The sequence below is a fragment of the Microvirga yunnanensis genome (assembly GCF_025460875.1).
Genome location: NZ_JAMXFI010000035.1, coordinates 1,440 through 19,387, shown reverse-complemented (window position 1 = coordinate 19,387; position 17,948 = coordinate 1,440). Strand labels below are relative to the sequence as shown.

Genomic DNA, 17,948 nt, shown 5'->3' with positions numbered 1-17,948 from the left:
GGTCGATCCTACTCGTAGAAGTATTGCTCGGGATTGGTTGGCCCAGGAGTCTGATAGAAGGCAGTGTCGGGCATTTGCGGCGCGACGTTCTTCATGTTGTTTTTGACGACGCCGTAATTGTCGGGCTCCATATTGGTGCCGATGACATAGAATTGGTCACGCGTGATGGCCAAGATCTCGCGCATGATCTCAACCTGCTTCTCGACCCCGACGGTCTGCAGCATGCGTGCGTAAAGCTCCTGCTGCTTCTTGCCTGGCTCCAGCGGCTCCTGTGCGTTGGGATCGCGCGGGTTCTGGAAGTGGATCCCCCAAGCCGAGCCAAAGGCAGACTGGTTTTCGTAGGGGAAGTACCATTTGGGATCGATCAGGCCGAGGAAATCATAGCCGCCACCGCCGATCCACACGAGGCCTTCGTGGTCGTTGGCGAGCATGCGTGCGAAGGCATAAGATTGCTCAACCGGCCGCACCTGCATATCGACGCCGACTTCTCGCCAATACCTCTTGATAAGCTCCAGCGCGTCGATCTGATATTTTCGCGAAGTCAGAACGTCGATCGCAAACGAGATTCTGCTGCCATCAGGACCAAGCCTAAATCCCTGTCCGTCCCGCTTGGTGAAACCAGCGCGGTCGATGGCGGCATTCGCGGCCTGCGGATCGTATTGGGTGTACTGGGTCGCAAGTTTCTCGTCATAGAGCATCGTGCCCGGCCGCGGCGCGGCCTGGTATGGGCGTCCCAGACCTGAGTAGACGATCTCGTTGAGTTCCTCGCGGTTGATGGCGAGCGATAGGCCAACGCGAAAGTCCTTGCTGCGAAACACATCCCGCAGGGCGGGGTTCTTAGCCGTCTCGTTGAGACAGATCAGCATCGAGTTAGACCAAGCGGGCTGCACCTTGAACAGGCGATAATCGCCACGCTCGCGATTGTCAGCCAGCACGATGCTGGTCTCGATCGAATTGAGGCGCTGGGCCTGCATGTCGAGCTCGCCGTTGGTGGCTTTCAGCACCACCGACTGGACGTCCCCCATGACGTCATAGGTCACGCGGTCAATATAGGGCAGCTGGTTGCCGTTCGGATCGACCTTGAAGTAGTAGGGGTTTCGCTCCGCGACGACCTGGGTTGTCCCGGAATACGGAACCGTCAGCTTCCAAGGGTCGAGAACGGGACGCTCGGTATCCCGCCAACGGGCGGACGCAGCGCCAATCCCCGTCTTTGCCAGGAACAGGGTGGCCCAGTTCGTAGCCCCGGCATTCTTCACGACCTGATCGATGTCGGGATTATATTTCTTATGGAATTTCTTGAGGTAGTGAGCTGGGGAACTGGCGAGAATATCGGCGCCCCAGTTGCTGGCGAGATGCCAGGGCAGCATGCCATTCGGCTGCTTGAACCTGAATTTGAAGGTGTAGTCGTCAACCTTCTCGATCACCACGGGATCGTTGTCGGAGCGCAACCAGCGAGGCACTGCCGGCGTGAGCTCCCGGTTCATCAGCACGTCATTGTACCAGAACATGATGTCGTTGGCGGTGAATGGAACGCCATCTGACCACTTCGTCCCTTTGCGGAGCTTGAAGGTATACTCTGTGCCGTCGGCACTGACCGAAAAGGATTCCGCCACGTCGGGGACCACATTGGTCCATTCCGGATTCCAGCGTACGAGGCGGGTATAGCCGATAGTCCTCTCCATGAGGTCATCGGATCCGCCAATCAATGCTTGGCGCCACGTCCCGCCGTACTTCCCAATCCTCTCCTGTGGCTTCACGATCAAAGGGGTTTCTGGCAGACGCTGCGCAACCGGCGGAAGCTTTCCCTCCGCGACGGCCTTCGTCAGGCCGGGGGCTTCACGGTACTCGGCGAAAGCCAAGCTGCTCCAGCCCATCAGCAGGCAAAAGCCCACCCGGCCGAGCGCAAGTCTCGGTGACGACATGGCGTTCCTCCTTTTCACCCTCTGTTCGGGGTGCTGATGGCTACGTTATCGTTATCGTTGTTTCGCCGTCAAGTCCCGTATCGGATACAAGAGAACTTGTAAGTACGACGCTGAGTATGCTAACGGACGTGAGTTGATCGTCTCTTGTGCGACGTGCCCAAAGTTACGATAACGTTACCCATAACGCGAGGCTGAAAAAGGGCCATGGACGTCAAGACCCAAACTCGGCCGGCTACTATCACCGATGTGGCCGAGGCAGCCCGCGTTTCGCCAATGACCGTTTCGCGGGTCCTCAACGGCCGTGGCGGAGCGAGTGAAGAGACGCGCCAGCGGGTACTCGAGACCGCAGTCGCTCTGAACTACCGCCCGAATGCCTTCGCCAAGAACCTCCGCAATGATCGGTCTAAGATCGTCGCGATCGTCGTCCCTGATATTGTCAACCCATTCTTCCCCGAAATAATTCGAGGCGCCGAACTGGCGGCCCGGCCAGCAGGATACACATTGCTCACGTGCAATGTCGTCGAAGATCCGGCCCGAGAGGAGGAGGTTCTTCGTACGCTCCTTGAGAAGCGCGTCGACGGGGTCATCCTGTGCAGCGCGCGTCTGGATGAGAAGCGCCTTGCTCAGGCAATCGACGGGCATCGCGCTGTCGTTCTTATCAATCGGGTCCTTCCGAAGCGCGCTGCAGGTTCAATTGAGATAGACTACCGTGCTGGAGTCGACGCAATCGTCGAGCAACTGATCGCGCAAGGTCGGACCCGATTTGCGTATGCGTCGGGACCTGCGACCTCCTATGGAGGGCATAAGCGCAGGCTGGGTCTTGTCGCGGCTCTTGAACGGCACGGGCTTGCCCTGGCGATCGAGATTCCGAGCACCCCTGACTTGGCAGGTGGCATCGAAGCTGGACAGCAGCTCGTCCGGAAAGGGGCGGCCATCGATGCGATCGTCTGCTACAACGACCTGATTGCCGTCGGCGTCATGGGTGTATTGAAGGAGCAGCAGATTGCTATTCCTGCTGATATCGCGGTGACCGGATGCGACGATATTCTTCTCGCAGGGCTCGTCTCGCCTCCATTGACGACGCTGCGGGTGGCGAAGGAGGATCTAGGCGAACTCGCAATGCGAATGCTCCTTGACCGGATTGAGGGGCGTCATACCCAGCATGGTATCGTGATCGAACCGGACTTGATCGTGCGGGGAACGACCTGACACCTCTTTCATCACAGGCTTAGCTAACAGGCGAAGAGGCACAGATACGAATGATGGCGACGTCGGATCTTTTCGACCTTACGGGTAGAGTTGCGTTGGTAACCGGGTCGAGCGCAGGACTTGGCCTCGCCATGGCTCGCGGCCTGGCAGGGGCTGGCGCACGGGTGGTCCTCAACGGACGCCGATCGCAAAAGGTTCACAATGCTGCCAAATCGCTCCGGGAACTCGGCTACCACGTCGCTGAAGCACCATTCGACGTCATAGACAGCGCGGCTATCGGTAGCGCCATCGATCACATCGAGAATGAGATCGGCCCCATTGAAATTCTCATCAACAACGCCGGTATGCAGCGTCGGGCGCCGCTGGAAGATTATCCTGAGGAGACATGGCACGAACTTATGTCAACAAACGTGGACAGTGTCTTTCTCGTTAGTCAGGCTGTGGCCCGCAGGATGATCCCTCGCAGGCGCGGCAAGATCATCAACATCTGCTCGGTCCAAAGTGAGTTGGGTCGCCCCTCAATCGCGCCCTACGCTGCGTCGAAGGGAGCGGTCAAAATGCTCACGAAAGGGATGGCAATCGATTGGGGCAAGTACGGCTTGCAGGTAAACGGGATCGGACCGGGATATTTCAAGACCGAGTTGAATCGAGCACTCGTCGATGATCCCACATTCTCCGAATGGCTCATTGCGCGGACTCCTTCTAGACGCTGGGGTGAACTGGACGACCTTGTCGGCGTAGCAATATTCTTGGCATCAAAAGCGTCGGCATTTGTAAATGGGCAGGTGATTTATGTTGACGGAGGAGTAACCGCGAGCTTGTGAATGCCTTTGCAAGAAGCGCGGCCCTCGCAGGTTCAGCTAACCGTTAATTCGTCGAGCCATCTCGCGCGATTTCAAACTTTGGAAGATTACTGTCACATCAGGACAGACACGAAATCAAGGTGTTCAAAAGAGACGGGTTGCCAAAAATCCTTAGGCGCACCCGTGACACAAATGCGGCCAAGCGTACTGAAGTCGCATCTGAAAGAGCGAGGCCTTGCCGCGCGTGAGCACAGACCCAAATCGGTCTCATCAGTCCGCTGTGTAGCTTTCCTGATGAACGCATTAGACAGATGTCAGGCTGACAGTCCAGGTTGGGTGTGACGGTTCACGGTGCATCCCACATTATCACACGGGTGCTAGAGAATCCAAGGCTGGAGCATAGTTCCAATAAGCTGATTTCCGTTCTAGAATCCAAGTTATTCATCGCAGGCCAAAAGACGAAGGTGACAGAAATGACTATCATGAGGAGCTTCGCGTTCGCTGCGATCGCTGCCACTCTGGCAGGTGGTGTGACCGCTGCACAGGACAGAGTCATCAAGATCGCGACGGAAGGCGCTTATGCCCCGTGGAATTTCACCGGCGCGGGCGGCAAGCTCGAAGGCTTCGACATTGATCTCGCCAACGAACTTTGCCGCCGCATCAAAGTAAAGTGCGAGATTGTGGCCCAGGACTGGGACGGGATCATCCCCGCTCTTCAAGCGAAGAAATATGATGCCATCATGGCCGGCATGAGCATCACCGACGAACGCAAGCAGGTAATCGATTTTGCTGGTCCCTATGCCGACTCGCCTAATGGTTATCTTGTGGCGAAGGATTCGCCGCTCGCCAAGATGCCGGGAACGGGACAAACCTATAATCTGGTAAGCCAGCAAGCGGAGGCCGAGAAGGCAATTGAGGCAACGAAGCCGCTGCTCAAGGGTAAGACGATCGGCGTCCAGGTCTCCACCACTCATCCCGTCTTCACCGAGAAGTACCTGAAGGGTACGGTCGACATTCGGGAGTACAAGACCACCGAAGCCCATGACTTGGATCTTCTGGCCGGGCGGATTGATGCGGTGCTGGCGGACGCCACTGCGATTATCGGCACCCTCGGTAAGCCGGAATTCAAGGACTACGCGCTCGTCGGGCCTGCTATCACCGGTGGCATTCAGGGCGACGGGGTCGGCATTGGTCTGCGCAAGGAGGACGCTGAGTTAAAGCAGAAGCTCAATGAGGCAATCAACGCGGCCACTCAGGATGGCACCATCCAGAAACTCTCGATGAAGTGGTTCAAGATCGACGTTGCTCCGAAAACCTGAGGATAGCAGCGCGATACACACTCATCGGCTCAATTAGAGACGCCAATGACGCGGCCTGAGCTTTATGCCGTGTTCAGCCATGGGGCTCAGGACATGAAACGAGCAATAGAATAGGGCCTTGGGTCAGTGAACGTTTCCCGGCCAGTCATCATCTCGGCTAGTAAACGCCCGGTAACCGGTCCAAGGGTCAGGCCATGATGATTGTGGCCAAAGGCGCACCAGAGACCTTTGTGCTTTGGAGCAGCACCAATGACGGGACGCATATCAGGCAGACAGGGGCGGGCTCCCATCCACGGCTGCGGATCAATCCGATCCTTAAGAGGAAAAATTTCGCGTGCCAGGGGCTCAGTTCGTTCCAACTGCAGGGGAGTTTGTACGGAATCTCGGTGGGCAAACTCGACACCCGTGGTCAGGCGGATACCGCGCGTCATCGGCGCCAAGAGAAACCCGCCGTCCACGTCGACCACAGGATGGTGGAGGACAGCATCGGCCTGTGGCCGGAGATGCACGTGGTATCCGCGTTTGACGACCATCGGAACGCGATAGCCTAGTGGACGCAGGACTGTGTCGGACCACGGTCCGAGAGCAATTACGACGTCGTGGGCGCGGACTACGCGATCCCGGCTGCGGACTGTCCATTCGATGCCATCCTGCCGGAGCGTGCGGGCCTCCCCTTGAACGAAACGGCCGCCACGCTGCTGAAACAGGTCAGCGTATCCTTTTACGAGACCGCCGGGGTCAGGAACCGTCGCCGGATCCCGCCAATGAATTCCCCCAATGAGGGTCTCGGATGTGTGAGGCTCGCGCTGACGAAGGGTTTTGCCGTCTAAGATATCGAAATGCAATCCAAAAGGCTCGAGAGCGGCTGCATGCTTCGCTGCTTGGTCGAGAGACTTCCGACTGCGGAATGCCTCGACCCAGCCCGTCCGGCGCAATTGCCCCAGAAGCCCGGCTTCAGCCATGAGGAGTTCATGCTCTGAAACTGACCGCTCGATGAGAGGCAGCATGTCGGCCGCTGCCTTTTTCAAGGATTCGGGGGCGGATTCGCGCCAGAATTGCCAGAGCCAAGGGAGGATCCGAGGCAGAAAGCGCCAGTCGGAACGGACATCTGCGGAGCGGTTCAGGGCGTAGATGAGGACGGTCCTGAGATCGCGGGGGAACCCGTAGGGGATGACGCTCGATCGTTCGATCAGCCCGGCGTTGCCATGGCTCGTTTCCTCACCCGCGCCGCGTCGGTCAATCAGGACGACATCGCGCCCCCGGATCTGAAGATGCAGGGCGGCGGAGACGCCTACGATGCCGGCTCCCAGCACGATGACATCGGCGCGGATTTCAGGATGCGGGTGTGTCATCGGCTCAGGACGCCTGCGAGCTCACGCGGTGGATCTCGAGCGCCATCTTCACGTCCTCGGCCCCAAGGCCCATGGAGCGGAAGAAGCTGGCCCGACCGGGGGAGGGGGCCTGCGCCTTGCCGCAGGCAAGTTCACCCAGATCGCCCCGGATGTTGTCGCGAGACCACCCACTCTCGGAAGCCAGCACCATCTCACCCGCGATGAGGGGAGTTGTCGACCGATCGTCACAATAGACATTCATTCGCGCCAAGGCATCAGGCGGGACTTCGTGAGCTCGCGCGACATTCGTGCTGATCGAGGTCACAAGCATCCCGGGCCTGATATGCTCCATCAATAGAACCGGGGTGCCGGAGGACGTACAAAGCAGCACCACATCGGCATCTGCCACCGCGAGAGTGCAGTCGTCAACGATCTCAGGGACCGGTCGGAGTTCACCAAGGCGCGCCTCAAGGATCTCCTTTTTGGCAAAGATGTTGCGTGAATGGATGCGGATCCGCTTCCACGACCGCAGCGGCAGGACGTGATGCAGGTGAGCCAGGGCAATGGGGCCGCTGCCGATGATTGCCAGATTGGCGGCATCAACTCGGGCGAGGAGGTCGACCGCCAAGGCCGTTGTTGCGGCGGTTCGCTCCGTCGTCAGCGCCAGCGAGTCGCAGAACAGCAAGGGTTGTCCCGTCTCAAGGCTCATCAGCATCGTCGTGGCCGTGACCTTGCCGCCGAACGGGGTGACCACATACGGCGAAACCTTGACCCCGAAGACACCGTCCTCCGGCAGAACACCCGAGTAGGTGATAAAGTCGCCCCGGTTGTCGGGCAGCAGGGTGATAACTTGCGGCGGCTGAGTCACGCGGCCTTGCCCGTGCGCCTCGAAGAGATTCCGCATCGCCGCGACGGCGTCAACACGCTTCATCCGGTCCTCGACGGCAGCGGCATTGAGCCAGGCAGGGGAGGGCTGGGTCATGCTTGCCTCTCCACTTTGGCAGGATTTTCAGAGGGCCGGGAGCGAATGAAGACTTCGGGGCTGTACGGCGTATTCGGGTCGAGCGGATACATCGGTCTCGGCACGCGGGTGAAGGTGAACTTCCTCAGATCCGGAGAGGCCAGCGCTCCGCTGTCGCACACCAGAACCCGACTTGCGATCGGCTCGAACGCGGCCCGGAAGTGCTGCATGGATTTAACTGCGACAGTCTTCTTGCTACGAGGGTCAATGCCAAAAGCAAGGAACTGCTGCAGGTCATGACACTGGTGAGGCTCAGTGACGATCACGACCTGAACGCACCCGACCTCGATCACCGCCGTGGGTCCAAAGGACATGCGGACACCCGCATACATCGGCCCGTCACAGGTGTAGCTGCCATCGGAGACTCTCAGCAGCGTGCCAGTGAGGTCAAGGGGCTCGCCGCCGAAGGACGCGTTCACCTTGCCGCCGAGACGGATCGATACCGTTTCACCGGGCTTCCTGGTCTGCAGCTGCGAGGCAGTCTCAGGATCCACGATCGGGCAGAAGCAGGCGTCTGCGTCTGCCGCAATCAAGGCCCGAAGCAGGTTCGTTCCATCACCGTATCCCCCAGCTCCGGGATTGTCGGCATAATCCGCGATAACCACCGGCCGGTCAGCGTCGGCAAGCGCGGAAGCTACTGCCTCCTCAGGGGATAGGAAGCGGTTGACGAGATCATGGCGTACGTCCCACATGGCCTTGGCGATCTCTTCGGCGAACTGCCGGTGAGGTTCCGGATCCCCTGAATAGGTCACCGTGATGGTCGGACCGATCTCATCGATATCGGCATAAGGGAAAGCGCCGTTGACGCTCACCGCCAGGACATTAGGCTCGCTTTCGTACGCTCGGGCGCGGTCCATCACGGCGACAAGCGGCCCAACGTCCGTGCGGCCGCCATTGGCGTCCTCCAGCATGGGCGGGCGCACGAAGAGAGTCTGGGGCTTGATTTCGCCCGCCATGGTCCGGTGCAGCAACTCGGCCGCATGCCGCCCGGCCACGCGCATGTCGATATGCGGATAGGTCTTATAGGACACCAAAATGTCGGCCAGTTCGCACATGCGCCTGGTGACGTTGGCATGTAGATCCAAGGTCGCGGCGATCGGAATTTCCTGACCGACAATGGCGCGGAGGCGTTCGAGAATCTCCCCTTCGCCGTCGCCTGAATGGGTTGTGACCATAGCTCCGTGGAATGCGAGCAGAATCCCATCGAGCCGTTCCCGCTCCCGGCGGGCGGCTTCCTCGACGACTTTCATGATCTCCTCGAAAGCCTCCTCGGTGACGCAGCCTGCCGGATTAGCGTGGGCACTGATGACATGAACCAGCTCCCAACTCTTCTCGCGTGCAACATCCAGGAAGCCCGCGACCTCGGTATTCGTGCCATCGAGCGCCCGCAGGGCCTCGTCGCCGTGAAGCAGGATCACGTCGGCGAAACGGTCCAGAGACGTCAGGCGTACGCTGAAGGAATTCGACTCGTGCATGATCTGTGCCGAGAGTACGCGAAAGGACATAGTCCGACTCCAGGTTTGAAGGAGGGCAGGGGACGAGTACCGGTGGAGCGTCTGCTCCCTCATGTCTCGTCCTCATGCAAAGGGGCAGCGTGCCCCGTCGGCTCAGCCGAGCGGGGCTAGTTCAGCAATCTCAATATTTTGTTACTTTGCAGCGAGGTCGCGCTTGAACCACTTCTGGGACAGCCGTGAGATCGTGCCGTCGGCCAAGGCTGCTGCAATCGCCTCGTCGAACATGACTTTCAGGTCTTGGTCAGCCTTGCGTAAGCCCGCCGCGACACCCCGGCCCATGAAGCCACCGGTGAAGCCAGGACCGGCAATGACGAAGTTCTCAAAGCCCGGCTTGCTCAGGGTGGTGTCGAGGGTCGTCGTGGCCGCGGCCACGGCGTCGACGCGCCCAGCGGCAAGATCGAGATCATGCTGCTCTGTGGTCTTATACTCGCGGATTTCCACGCCCTGGAACAGGCGCTCCATCATGGTTGCGAGGGTGGTCGAGCCTTGGACGCCCACGACCTTGCCCTTGAGGAGCGGCTTGATCTCGTCAGCAGCCTTCTGGGCCGCCGCAGCATCCGCGCCGATATCGAAGACCTTGTCGCTTGGCACCTTTGCCAGGGGAGAATCCTTGGGAACGAGGAAGGCACCGGGGGTACGGGCATACGGCCGCGAGAAATTGATGGTTTCCAGCCGCTTATCGGTGATCTGCATCCCGGCCATGATGGCGTCGTACTTGCCGGCGTTGAGCGCCGGGATAATACCATCCCAGTCCTGGGCCACGATCTCGCACTTCACCTTCATCCGCGGGCAGAGCTCGCCGATGAGATCGATCTCGAAGCCTTCGAGCTTGCCGCCAGGGCCGGTGAAGTTCCACGGAGCATAGGCGCCTTCCGTGGCGATCTTCACGGTTTCCCATTTCTTTGCCTGTGCGAAGGCGCCGCCGGTGGCCGCAAGAAGCCCCAGCGCCGCAATGCCGAGTAGTTGAAGACGCCTCACCGAGTTGCTCCCTCTTGGAATGTTTATGAAGTCCTTCCAGCGACCGACCAGGGCCTCCGCCAGGAGCCTAGACCTTGCTCTAGACAGACAGGCTCACGCAAACGAGAATGTCTCTGGCTCAACTGTGAGAAAATCTAACAATGGCAGCACGCCGGCTCCCCCCTCTCAATGCTCTGCGGGCCTTCGAGGCAGCGGCCCGCCGTGGCTCGATCTCCCGGGCCGCGGAGGAACTCGGGGTGACGCATGGAGCAGTCAGCCACCAGATCCGTACGCTGGAAGCCTTCGTCGGCGCCGATCTCCTGGAGCGGGCGGGTAACCGATTCAAGCTGACGGTAGCAGGCGAGCAACTCCTTGCCCCTCTAAGTTCCGGGTTCGACCTTCTGGCGGCAGCCGTCATCAGCTTGGATCGACCGAGCGTCCGGGGCGACGTTACGGTGAGCGCGCCTCCTGCCCTGACATGCCTGTGGCTGGTGAAGACAGTCGGCGATCTTTTGAAGCAGTATCCGGACCTGAAGTTACACCTGCGTCCCTCGAACAGCCCGAAGGAGGTCATCGCCTCCGATGTCGATCTGTGCATTCGCTATGGCGATGGAATCTGGCCTGGCCGGCGCAGCGAGCGGTTGACCGATACTGATCTCTTTCCGGTCTGCCGGCCGGATCTTCTCGCAAGCGGTGACATCCGCGATTTGACCGATACGCCTCTGCTATGTGCCGCGAATGGTCACGAGTGGGATCTCTGGCTGGCGACGGTCCCGCAGGGAAGCATCCTCACCGGAGGACGCCATTATCTCGGAAATCATCTGGCGATGATCGAGGCAGCCGTCGGCGGCCTTGGGCTCGCCATGGGAGATAACGTGACCTGCCAACGCTATTTGGACGCTGGGGTCCTTGTCCGACCGTTTGCTGAGAGCGTCCGGGCGCCGGCCTCATTTTGCCTGATCGATGCTGGCGATCACGAGCGGCGTCCGGCCGTAACAGCAGTTCGGCAATGGATCCTCAAAAGCTTTGATCGGGAAACCGCTCTAGCCGCCTGAGCCCAATACGGGAGACAATGGCGGAAACCCAGACTTCTTGTCAAAATGTTTGTTCAGCGCGATTGCCCTGTGGGCGCAAAGTTAAAATGTCAGCATTGAGCAAAGTGCCGGAGAATCTCTGCTTTGCGGGTTTAGGATATTGCAACTTACAGCGGCTGTGTTGCACGGATTAGTTGTTGAACACACTGAGCCCACTCAGAGCCTTTGTTTAAGCGATGCGCACGGACTTCGGGCGTCCGAGATCAAGCATCCGGTTCAGAACATGAATGGCAATGGCGGTCTCAGTCGCGCGGCGAGGTTCCGTCCGCGAGCGTAAGCTCGTACCGATCACGTGTTTGAAGCGGCTTATAGACACCTCCACCAGAGCCCGACGTGTGTACCCGGACCGCTTCTGCCAGCCCATGCGTCCATGCTCGGCGATGCTTTGGAGATGCCGATCGCGCTGGGTCGGAGTGCTCGCGGCCATCTCGCTTGGTACTGCTGTTGATCGGGGTGGAATGATCACGTCAGCATTAGGATGGCGCTTGCCAATGGCGCCGTAGACACCAGCCTGATCGTAGGCTCCATCGCCTGTCAGAGAGGCAAGAGGAGCTGTGATCTCGTCGAGCAAGGGCCCAACCTGCGAGCCATCATCGACATCATGGGTCGTCAACTTTGTCGCGAGGATCTGCCCAGACTCGGCATCCATCCCGATGTGCAGCTTGCGCCAGGACCGGCGTCTCCGGGTCCTATGCTTCTCGATCAGCAACTCGCGGGGCCCGCAGAGTTGCAGGCCCGTGCTGTCCACCAGCAGGTGCACCGGTCCTCTGGAGCGTGAACATGGCTTTGGGACCTTCAGAGCTTCGGCGCGCCGGCTCAGAGTTGAGTGATCCGGCACCGCCAGATCCAGCCCGAGGAGCCTCAGGACTGAGCCAATCAATCCCTCGGTTTGGCGCAGCGCCAGCCGGAACACCGCCCGGAGCGTCAGGGCGGTTCGGATTGCCAGAGCTGAGTAATGCGGCTGACCGCCTCGCGTTCTACGAGGCTCGGCCCGCCAAGCCGCAATGGCTTCCTCGGTGAACCAGACCGTGAGACTTCCCCGCTGGCACAGGGCGGCGTCGTATTCGGCCCAGTTCGTCACCCGGTGCCGCTGCTTGGGGATGCGGTGACGGCGAGCAGCATTGGTCTTGAACGGCACGGTCGAAATCCGAGATCAGGAGGGAACAGCCTTCCTATGTCATCCAGATCAAGGCACCAACCCGCCGATCCGTGCAACACAGCCACTTCAACCGTCACGCTCGCGCGCTCGGCGAGTTCGGCCTGAGACAAACCAAGGAGCGCCCGTCCGGCGCGCAACTGAGCGGGTGTGACCGAACCCTCGTGCATCAGGACCGTACCTCTGCTGCTCTCAAGACAGGAACCTTACAATGACAAGATGTGAATGACCTGAGCATCGGTCGGGCATTCGCCTGTCATGGGCAGCACGGGACACCTAAGCTGTGCAAGCCAGCTGGCGTCGGTCTCGCGTGTTCGCCCACTGGTACCCGTGTCATAGCCAGCGGCCCATCGAAGAAAGGCCTGATGCCGTTCATGCATGGAGCCGCCAGGCTCAATCGCAGGTCCGAAGCGCTCCCGTTCCCGCGCACGAAGGCGGGCCTGTCTGACCTCTGCAGGAACGGATAAAAAGACCACAAGATCGAAGGTCGGGATCAGGGCGTCACCCCACCCGACGATCGCACCGGACAGCACCCAGTGCCTGGCCCACCGGGTGGCCTCCTCCAGCATCCGGACGCGCTCGGCTGCCCTTCTCCTGATTTGGTAAGGCGGAATGGTCGGAAGCCAATACGCATCGTCTGCATCCACGTGCTGACACCTGAGCCGTTGGGCAAGGGCCCGCCCGAGCGTCGATGAGCCACAGCCCGGCGCTCCGAAAATGTGGACGCGCTCCAAGGATTGCATTATCTGGTCCTGCCCACCAGCACATCCCGAAGATTAGTCCGCTGAATCGATAGAACAAGGCTGGCTTGCGCAGCAGCGAACCTGCGTGTGATAGCGCTCAAGCGACAAGGCCTAAACTATAGGCTTTCGCCTCCAGATCATTCGATCCTAAACTCGTCGCAGGCAGGAGGCTCGGAACGGCAGGGCCTCTGGATCCTCCGGTTGCCTCACTGGTTGGCGGATGAGATGACCCTTCTCGCGGTCCGACACGTAACAACCTATCGTTATAAGCAGCCCGTCTCGTTCGGCGAGCACCGGATCATGTTCCGGCCCCGCGACAGCTATGATCAGAAGCTTTTGGATGCCCGGATCGAGATCGACCCGGTGCCGAGCGCCTTGCGATGGATCCACGATGTCTTCGGCAACTGCGTTGCCATTGCCCGGTTCACCAAAGAGGCGTCCGAGCTGCGGTTCGAGAGCAACATTCGCCTCGATCACCTGCCCTTGAATGCACCAGACTTTCAAATGGAGGACTATGCCCAGACCTACCCCTTTGCCTATAGCGCAGAGGAGATGCCCGATCTCATGCGCACGATGGAGCGGCAGTATCTCGACCCGGATCACCAGATCCATCGTTGGGTTCAGAAATTCCTGCATCAGGGGCGCCCGACGCGCACCGGTGAACTCCTGATGACTCTCACCTACGCCATCAAGGAGAGCTTCACCTACAACAGGCGCCCGGAAACCGGGATCCAGGATCCTCTGACGACCCTGATGCTCAACCGTGGAAGCTGCCGCGACTTCGCAATCCTGATGATCGAGGCCGTGCGCGCGCTCGGGCTCGCGGCCCGCTTCGTGTCCGGCTATATCTACAGCCCGAGCCTGGACGGGTCTGGCCACGTGGGCGGTGGCTCGACCCACGCCTGGTGCCAGGTCTACCTGCCTGGCGCCGGGTGGGTGGAATTCGACCCGACCAACGGCATCATCGGCAATCGCGACCTCATCCGCATCGCGGTAGCGCGCGATCCCCGGCAGGCCGTGCCGCTCTCCGGAACATGGATGGGCGAGCCGGGTGATTTCGAGGGAATGACGGTCGAGGTGGACGTGACCGCCTCAGAAGGCAGGACGGGGCGACGCGCCGGCAGGACAACTTCGCCCGACAGTGAGCCTTGCCTCTCCGACCCGGAGGGTGCGCGATGAAGATCCATGCAGGCTATCGGATCGCCTTCGAGTGCCCGCAGCCGACCCCGATGCTCCTGATGCTGCATGTGCATCCCTCACGGCAGCCGGATCTCATCACGCCCGATGACCTCGTGTGCGATCCTCCTGTCGAGCCCCGGCAGTATCGGGATGCCTTCGGCAACATCTGCACCCGCTTGCTTGCGCCGGCCGGGCGGCTCGAACTTTCAACGGATTTCCTGATCCGCGATTCCGGATTGCATGATCCAGTCGTTCCGGAGGCCGTGCAGCAGCCTGTCGAGGACCTGCCCGATGATGTGATCGTCTATCTGCTTGGGAGCCGGTACTGCGAAACCGACCAACTCTCGGATACCGCCTGGCGTCTCTTCGGCGGCATTGGGGGAGGGTGGGCGCGGGTTCAGGCGATCTGCGACTATGTGCATGGCCGGATCAGATTCGATTATCAGGATGCATGTGCCACCCGGACGGCCTGGCAGGGACACACCGATCAGGTTGGTGTCTGCCGTGACTTTGCCCATCTGGCCATCACCCTGTGCCGCTGCATGAACATCCCGGCGCGCTATTGCACAGGGTACCTGGGCGATATTGGCATTCCGCCGGTGGATGATCCGATGGATTTCAGCGCCTGGTTCGAAGCTTACCTGGACGGCCGGTGGTACACGTTCGACGCCCGCCACAACACGCCGCGGATCGGGCGGATCCTGATGGCGACGGGGCGCGACGCCACCGACGTGGCGATCTCGACGAGTTTCGGCCCGACCTTCCTGGCGAACTTCTCCGTCACAACGGACAAAGTCCGCGATGTCTCAGAGTCACGGGGCAAGGAAGGGTAGTGCCGACCCATCAGAACCCATCGGCGGCGAACCGGCCGCCATAAGGCTTGGGCAGGGGAGGGGCATACCCTCCGATCTTGGATGTCTTGAAGCCCAGGCTTACGAGAGTTTCTACGAGTTTGACGGCGCACGCGACGCCATCGAGGACCGGCAGCCCGTGCCGGGCTGAAAGGTCCGCCGCGAGATCCGCCATGCCGGCGCAGCCCAGCACGATGGCCTCGCAGCGATCCTCGCGTTTGGCCGCTTCGATCTCGTCGGAAATTCGCATTCGCGCGTTGCTGGTCGCGGCCTCCAGCGCCAGCACTGGAACCTCGGATGCCCGAACCCGGGCACACCGTGCGGCCAAGCCGTATTTCGTGAGATTGTGCTCGATGGCCGGCACGGACCGCGACAGGGTGGTGATGACCGAGAAGCGCCCTGCGATCAGGCTGGCGCAGTGAAACGCTGCCTCGCCGATCCCCACCACCGGCCCAGTCGCGAGCGAGCGCGCCGCGTCCAATCCCGTGTCGTCGAAGCAGGCGATCACATAACCCTGGAACCCCGCCTCTTCGCCTCTCCGGATCTCACCAAGCAGGCCCGGAAGGCTGTAGGCCTCATCGAAGTATCCCTCGATGGAGGATGGGCCATCAAGCGGATTGATCGCCGAGAGCGTCGTTCCTTCATCGGCGACAGCCCGAGCCGCGGCCTCGATCTTCCGCGTCATGGAAGAGGTGGTGTTGGGATTGACGAGGAGAAGCCGCATATTGTCAGACCAAGCCTTTCCCGGCATCGGACCCATGTCGCGAGCGCCGCTTCTGTAACAAGACTACGATCGATACGGTCACGATAATGACCGCGAACGAGATCCCCGTTGTCACCGTGCCGAGGGCATAGATGACAGGCGTCGTGACGGTCGTCGTCAGACCCTGCAGGGTGAGCGGGAGAGTGTTTTCGGCCCCGACCGCCTGGCTTGTCCGGGCGATCTCGTCCCATGACAGTGTGAACCCGACGAGGACGACGCCCGCGAGGGAAGGCGCGATGATCGGCACGAGGACATGGACGAAAGTCTGCCAGGATGAGGCTCCGAGGTCTCGCGCCGCTTCCTCGTAGGAGCTGTTAAAGCGGTTGAAGATGGCGAACATGATCAGCACGCCGAATGGCAGTGTCCAGGTCAGGTGCGCTCCAAGACCGGACGACATAAGGCCCATGGCCGTCTGATAAGAATTCTGGATTGCGTCGATCTCGTAGATGTCGCCGAGGGCCTTCACACTCTGGTCGATAATCTGAAACTCAAGAGCAATTCCAAGGGACACAATGATGGAGGGCAGGATCAGGCTCGCGATGGCCGTATAAAACAGCACGCTCTGCCCACGAAAACTCCGGCGAAAGGCCAAACCTGCCATAAGTGAGATTACAACAGTCAGGACCGTCACGAGCGTCCCCAATTTGAGGGAGTTAAGAAGCGCATCCATCACATAAGGCACGCCGATGCCAGCCCAGAGATTGCGGAACCAGTGGAGGGACATGCCGTTCATGGGAAAGGTCATGCCCCCTTCCGGTCCCTGGAACGACAAGGCTACGATGGTGATCGTTGGCCCGTAGAGAAAGAGCACGTAGAGCCCGAACAGGAACGACAGGACATAGAAGCTGCGGGACCGACCTTCGCTCATCGTCTTAAAGCTCCTTCCTAATATCGATGAAGCGGATGAGCGTGGCGATGATCATCAGGACGACCGCCAGCAGCACGACCGCATTTGCGGCTGCGATCGGGAACTGCAGTGCGCCAATCTGTGTCTGGATGACCTTGCCGGCGGACGCGATCTGCTGTCCTCCCATGATGCCGATGGTGATGAAATCTCCCATGACGACCGTGATGACAAAGATCGACCCAATGGCAATTCCCGTCTTCGAAAGCGGAATGATGATGTGCAAAAGGATCTGCCAGCCTGTCGCACCAGCATCCTTCGCAGCTTCGATTAGAGACCTGTCAATGCGCGACATGGAATTTGCGATGGGCACGATCATGAAGACCGTGTTGAGGTGGGCGAAAGCGAGCAGCACCGAGAAGTTGGAATAGAGGAGCCAGTCGAGCGGCTGATCTATGATGCCCGCGCCGACGAGGGCTTGGTTGACGAGGCCGTTGCGTCCCAGGAGGGGGACCCATGAAATCATGCGGATCACGTTCGAGGTCCAGAACGGGATGGTGCATACGAGCGCCAGCACGAGGCGGACAGTCGTGGTGCGGATCTCAAAGGTCAGGTAATACGCGATGGTGAAGCCGATCACCAGTGTCAGGAGCCACACAGCCACGCAGAACCATAGCGTCGACAGATAGGTGCGGAACGTGGTGCAGAGATCGGGCAGGGCAACGATGCAGCGGTCGAAGGCGTCGCGGTAATTGTCGAAGATGAAGCCCGGCTCGATCGAATAGCCCGTATAGCTCCAGAAGCTGACGATGAAGGTCACCACGAGGGGCAGGAGGAAGAACAGAAGGAGCACCGCCGCCAAGGGGGCCGCCTGCCAGTAGGAGGTCCAACGCGCGTGATGGGTCATCGCCTGCTTATCGTCAGTCGTGAACGGAGAGGCATGGCTGAACGCTTCAGCCATGCCGGAGCTTGCGCATCCTCAGGCGGCGATGAACTCGTTCCACTTGCGAACCATGTAGGCGTTCTCGTCCATGATCGAGTTCCAGCACGCCACGGACCCCATGCGCTCGTTGTAGGAGCCGCCGTCGCGAACTGCACCCGCCTTCTCCAAAAGGCCGCCGTCGGGGCCCTTGATGTCCTTCTCGGCAGGCTTGCCTTCCATCCAGTAGGCCCACTCGTAGGGCTCCATGTTCTCCTTGGCCGTGTCGAGCACGGCCGAGTAATAGCCCTGCCGGTTGAGAT

16 protein-coding genes and 1 pseudogene are annotated in these 17,948 nt (G+C 60.2%); 6 read left to right on the top strand and 11 right to left on the bottom strand.

Annotated features, from left to right (window positions below):
* Nucleotides 1-8: 8 nt before the first annotated feature.
* The gene (locus NF876_RS18255; RefSeq protein WP_262270124.1) at nt 9-1,922 is read right to left on the bottom strand and encodes an ABC transporter substrate-binding protein; all 1,914 of its coding nucleotides are present in this window, start codon (nt 1,920-1,922) and stop codon (nt 9-11) included.
* Nucleotides 1,923-2,126: 204 nt separating this feature from the next.
* Here NF876_RS18255 and NF876_RS18250 point away from each other — a divergent pair, with 204 nt between their 5' ends.
* The 3 genes from NF876_RS18250 to NF876_RS18240 all read left to right on the top strand — a co-directional run bounded on the left by NF876_RS18250 (nt 2,127) and on the right by NF876_RS18240 (nt 5,253).
* Nucleotides 2,127-3,131, top strand: a complete 1,005-nt coding sequence (locus tag NF876_RS18250; RefSeq protein ID WP_262265843.1) for a LacI family DNA-binding transcriptional regulator — start codon at nt 2,127-2,129, stop codon at nt 3,129-3,131.
* Nucleotides 3,132-3,184: 53 nt separating this feature from the next.
* A complete protein-coding gene (locus NF876_RS18245) occupies nt 3,185-3,955 on the top strand; it encodes an SDR family NAD(P)-dependent oxidoreductase (RefSeq protein ID WP_262265842.1) in 771 nt (256 codons plus the stop codon).
* A 452-nt stretch (nt 3,956-4,407) separates the two neighbouring features.
* Nucleotides 4,408-5,253, top strand: coding sequence for a lysine/arginine/ornithine ABC transporter substrate-binding protein (locus NF876_RS18240; RefSeq protein ID WP_373696684.1), 846 nt, complete (start codon nt 4,408-4,410; stop codon nt 5,251-5,253).
* A gap of 86 nt (nt 5,254-5,339) precedes the next feature.
* Here the strand turns inward: NF876_RS18240 and NF876_RS18235 are convergent, their stop codons facing one another.
* From NF876_RS18235 to NF876_RS18220, 4 genes are all read right to left on the bottom strand, one after another.
* Nucleotides 5,340-6,605 (bottom strand): NAD(P)/FAD-dependent oxidoreductase, encoded by a 1,266-nt coding sequence (locus tag NF876_RS18235; RefSeq protein WP_262265840.1) that lies wholly within the window; start codon nt 6,603-6,605, stop codon nt 5,340-5,342.
* Between the two features lie 4 nt (nt 6,606-6,609).
* The gene (locus NF876_RS18230; RefSeq protein WP_262265839.1) at nt 6,610-7,566 is read right to left on the bottom strand and encodes an ornithine cyclodeaminase family protein; all 957 of its coding nucleotides are present in this window, start codon (nt 7,564-7,566) and stop codon (nt 6,610-6,612) included.
* Nucleotides 7,563-9,110: a M81 family metallopeptidase gene (locus NF876_RS18225; protein ID WP_262265838.1), complete on the bottom strand. Its 1,548-nt coding sequence runs from the start codon at nt 9,108-9,110 to the stop codon at nt 7,563-7,565. Before NF876_RS18225 ends, NF876_RS18230 begins: the two co-directional genes overlap by 4 nt.
* 141 nt (nt 9,111-9,251) lie before the next feature.
* Nucleotides 9,252-10,097, bottom strand: coding sequence for a transporter substrate-binding domain-containing protein (locus tag NF876_RS18220; RefSeq protein ID WP_262265837.1), 846 nt, complete (start codon nt 10,095-10,097; stop codon nt 9,252-9,254).
* Nucleotides 10,098-10,237: 140 nt separating this feature from the next.
* Here NF876_RS18220 and NF876_RS18215 point away from each other — a divergent pair, with 140 nt between their 5' ends.
* Nucleotides 10,238-11,131, top strand: a complete 894-nt coding sequence (locus NF876_RS18215) for a LysR substrate-binding domain-containing protein (RefSeq protein WP_262265836.1) — start codon at nt 10,238-10,240, stop codon at nt 11,129-11,131.
* Between the two features lie 208 nt (nt 11,132-11,339).
* Here the strand turns inward: NF876_RS18215 and NF876_RS18210 are convergent, their stop codons facing one another.
* Entirely contained in the window at nt 11,340-12,308 is a 969-nt protein-coding gene (locus tag NF876_RS18210) for an IS5 family transposase (RefSeq protein ID WP_262265835.1), read from the bottom strand.
* 224 nt (nt 12,309-12,532) lie between these two features.
* The gene (locus NF876_RS18205; RefSeq protein ID WP_262265834.1) at nt 12,533-13,069 is read right to left on the bottom strand and encodes a P-loop NTPase family protein; all 537 of its coding nucleotides are present in this window, start codon (nt 13,067-13,069) and stop codon (nt 12,533-12,535) included.
* A gap of 225 nt (nt 13,070-13,294) precedes the next feature.
* Here NF876_RS18205 and NF876_RS18200 point away from each other — a divergent pair, with 225 nt between their 5' ends.
* Both NF876_RS18200 and NF876_RS18195 read left to right on the top strand, forming a co-directional pair.
* Nucleotides 13,295-14,248: a transglutaminase family protein gene (locus tag NF876_RS18200; protein WP_262270123.1), complete on the top strand. Its 954-nt coding sequence runs from the start codon at nt 13,295-13,297 to the stop codon at nt 14,246-14,248.
* Nucleotides 14,245-15,081, top strand: a complete 837-nt coding sequence (locus NF876_RS18195) for a transglutaminase-like domain-containing protein (protein ID WP_262265832.1) — start codon at nt 14,245-14,247, stop codon at nt 15,079-15,081. The genes NF876_RS18200 and NF876_RS18195 overlap by 4 nt, the downstream gene beginning before the upstream one ends.
* Before the next feature lie 10 nt (nt 15,082-15,091).
* Here NF876_RS18195 and NF876_RS18190 read toward each other — a convergent pair whose 3' ends face one another.
* The 4 genes and pseudogenes from NF876_RS18190 to NF876_RS18175 all read right to left on the bottom strand — a co-directional run.
* Nucleotides 15,092-15,823 (bottom strand): aspartate/glutamate racemase family protein, encoded by a 732-nt coding sequence (locus NF876_RS18190; RefSeq protein WP_262270122.1) that lies wholly within the window; start codon nt 15,821-15,823, stop codon nt 15,092-15,094.
* 4 nt (nt 15,824-15,827) lie between these two features.
* The gene (locus NF876_RS18185) at nt 15,828-16,730 is read right to left on the bottom strand and encodes an ABC transporter permease (protein ID WP_262265830.1); all 903 of its coding nucleotides are present in this window, start codon (nt 16,728-16,730) and stop codon (nt 15,828-15,830) included.
* Nucleotides 16,731-16,734: 4 nt separating this feature from the next.
* Complete coding sequence (locus tag NF876_RS18180) at nt 16,735-17,613, bottom strand: ABC transporter permease (protein WP_262265891.1); 879 nt, start codon at nt 17,611-17,613, stop codon at nt 16,735-16,737.
* 72 nt (nt 17,614-17,685) lie between these two features.
* Nucleotides 17,686-17,948 (bottom strand): annotated as a pseudogene (locus NF876_RS18175) (ABC transporter substrate-binding protein); the annotation flags it as partial.

What these genes read in the sequence shown, in the direction of transcription:
- NF876_RS18180 (WP_262265891.1), bottom strand. Translation starts at nt 17,613, where the DNA reads ATGACCCATCACGCGCGTTGGACCTCCTACTGGCAGGCGGCCCCCTTG.
- NF876_RS18250 (WP_262265843.1), top strand. Translation starts at nt 2,127, where the DNA reads ATGGACGTCAAGACCCAAACTCGGCCGGCTACTATCACCGATGTGGCC.
- NF876_RS18185 (WP_262265830.1), bottom strand. Translation starts at nt 16,730, where the DNA reads ATGAGCGAAGGTCGGTCCCGCAGCTTCTATGTCCTGTCGTTCCTGTTC.
- NF876_RS18190 (WP_262270122.1), bottom strand. Translation starts at nt 15,823, where the DNA reads ATGCGGCTTCTCCTCGTCAATCCCAACACCACCTCTTCCATGACGCGG.
- NF876_RS18240 (WP_373696684.1), top strand. Translation starts at nt 4,408, where the DNA reads ATGACTATCATGAGGAGCTTCGCGTTCGCTGCGATCGCTGCCACTCTG.
- NF876_RS18245 (WP_262265842.1), top strand. Translation starts at nt 3,185, where the DNA reads ATGGCGACGTCGGATCTTTTCGACCTTACGGGTAGAGTTGCGTTGGTA.
- NF876_RS18225 (WP_262265838.1), bottom strand. Translation starts at nt 9,110, where the DNA reads ATGTCCTTTCGCGTACTCTCGGCACAGATCATGCACGAGTCGAATTCC.
- NF876_RS18195 (WP_262265832.1), top strand. Translation starts at nt 14,245, where the DNA reads ATGAAGATCCATGCAGGCTATCGGATCGCCTTCGAGTGCCCGCAGCCG.
- NF876_RS18230 (WP_262265839.1), bottom strand. Translation starts at nt 7,566, where the DNA reads ATGACCCAGCCCTCCCCTGCCTGGCTCAATGCCGCTGCCGTCGAGGAC.
- NF876_RS18215 (WP_262265836.1), top strand. Translation starts at nt 10,238, where the DNA reads ATGGCAGCACGCCGGCTCCCCCCTCTCAATGCTCTGCGGGCCTTCGAG.
- NF876_RS18200 (WP_262270123.1), top strand. Translation starts at nt 13,295, where the DNA reads ATGACCCTTCTCGCGGTCCGACACGTAACAACCTATCGTTATAAGCAG.
- NF876_RS18255 (WP_262270124.1), bottom strand. Translation starts at nt 1,922, where the DNA reads ATGTCGTCACCGAGACTTGCGCTCGGCCGGGTGGGCTTTTGCCTGCTG.
- NF876_RS18205 (WP_262265834.1), bottom strand. Translation starts at nt 13,069, where the DNA reads ATGCAATCCTTGGAGCGCGTCCACATTTTCGGAGCGCCGGGCTGTGGC.
- NF876_RS18235 (WP_262265840.1), bottom strand. Translation starts at nt 6,605, where the DNA reads ATGACACACCCGCATCCTGAAATCCGCGCCGATGTCATCGTGCTGGGA.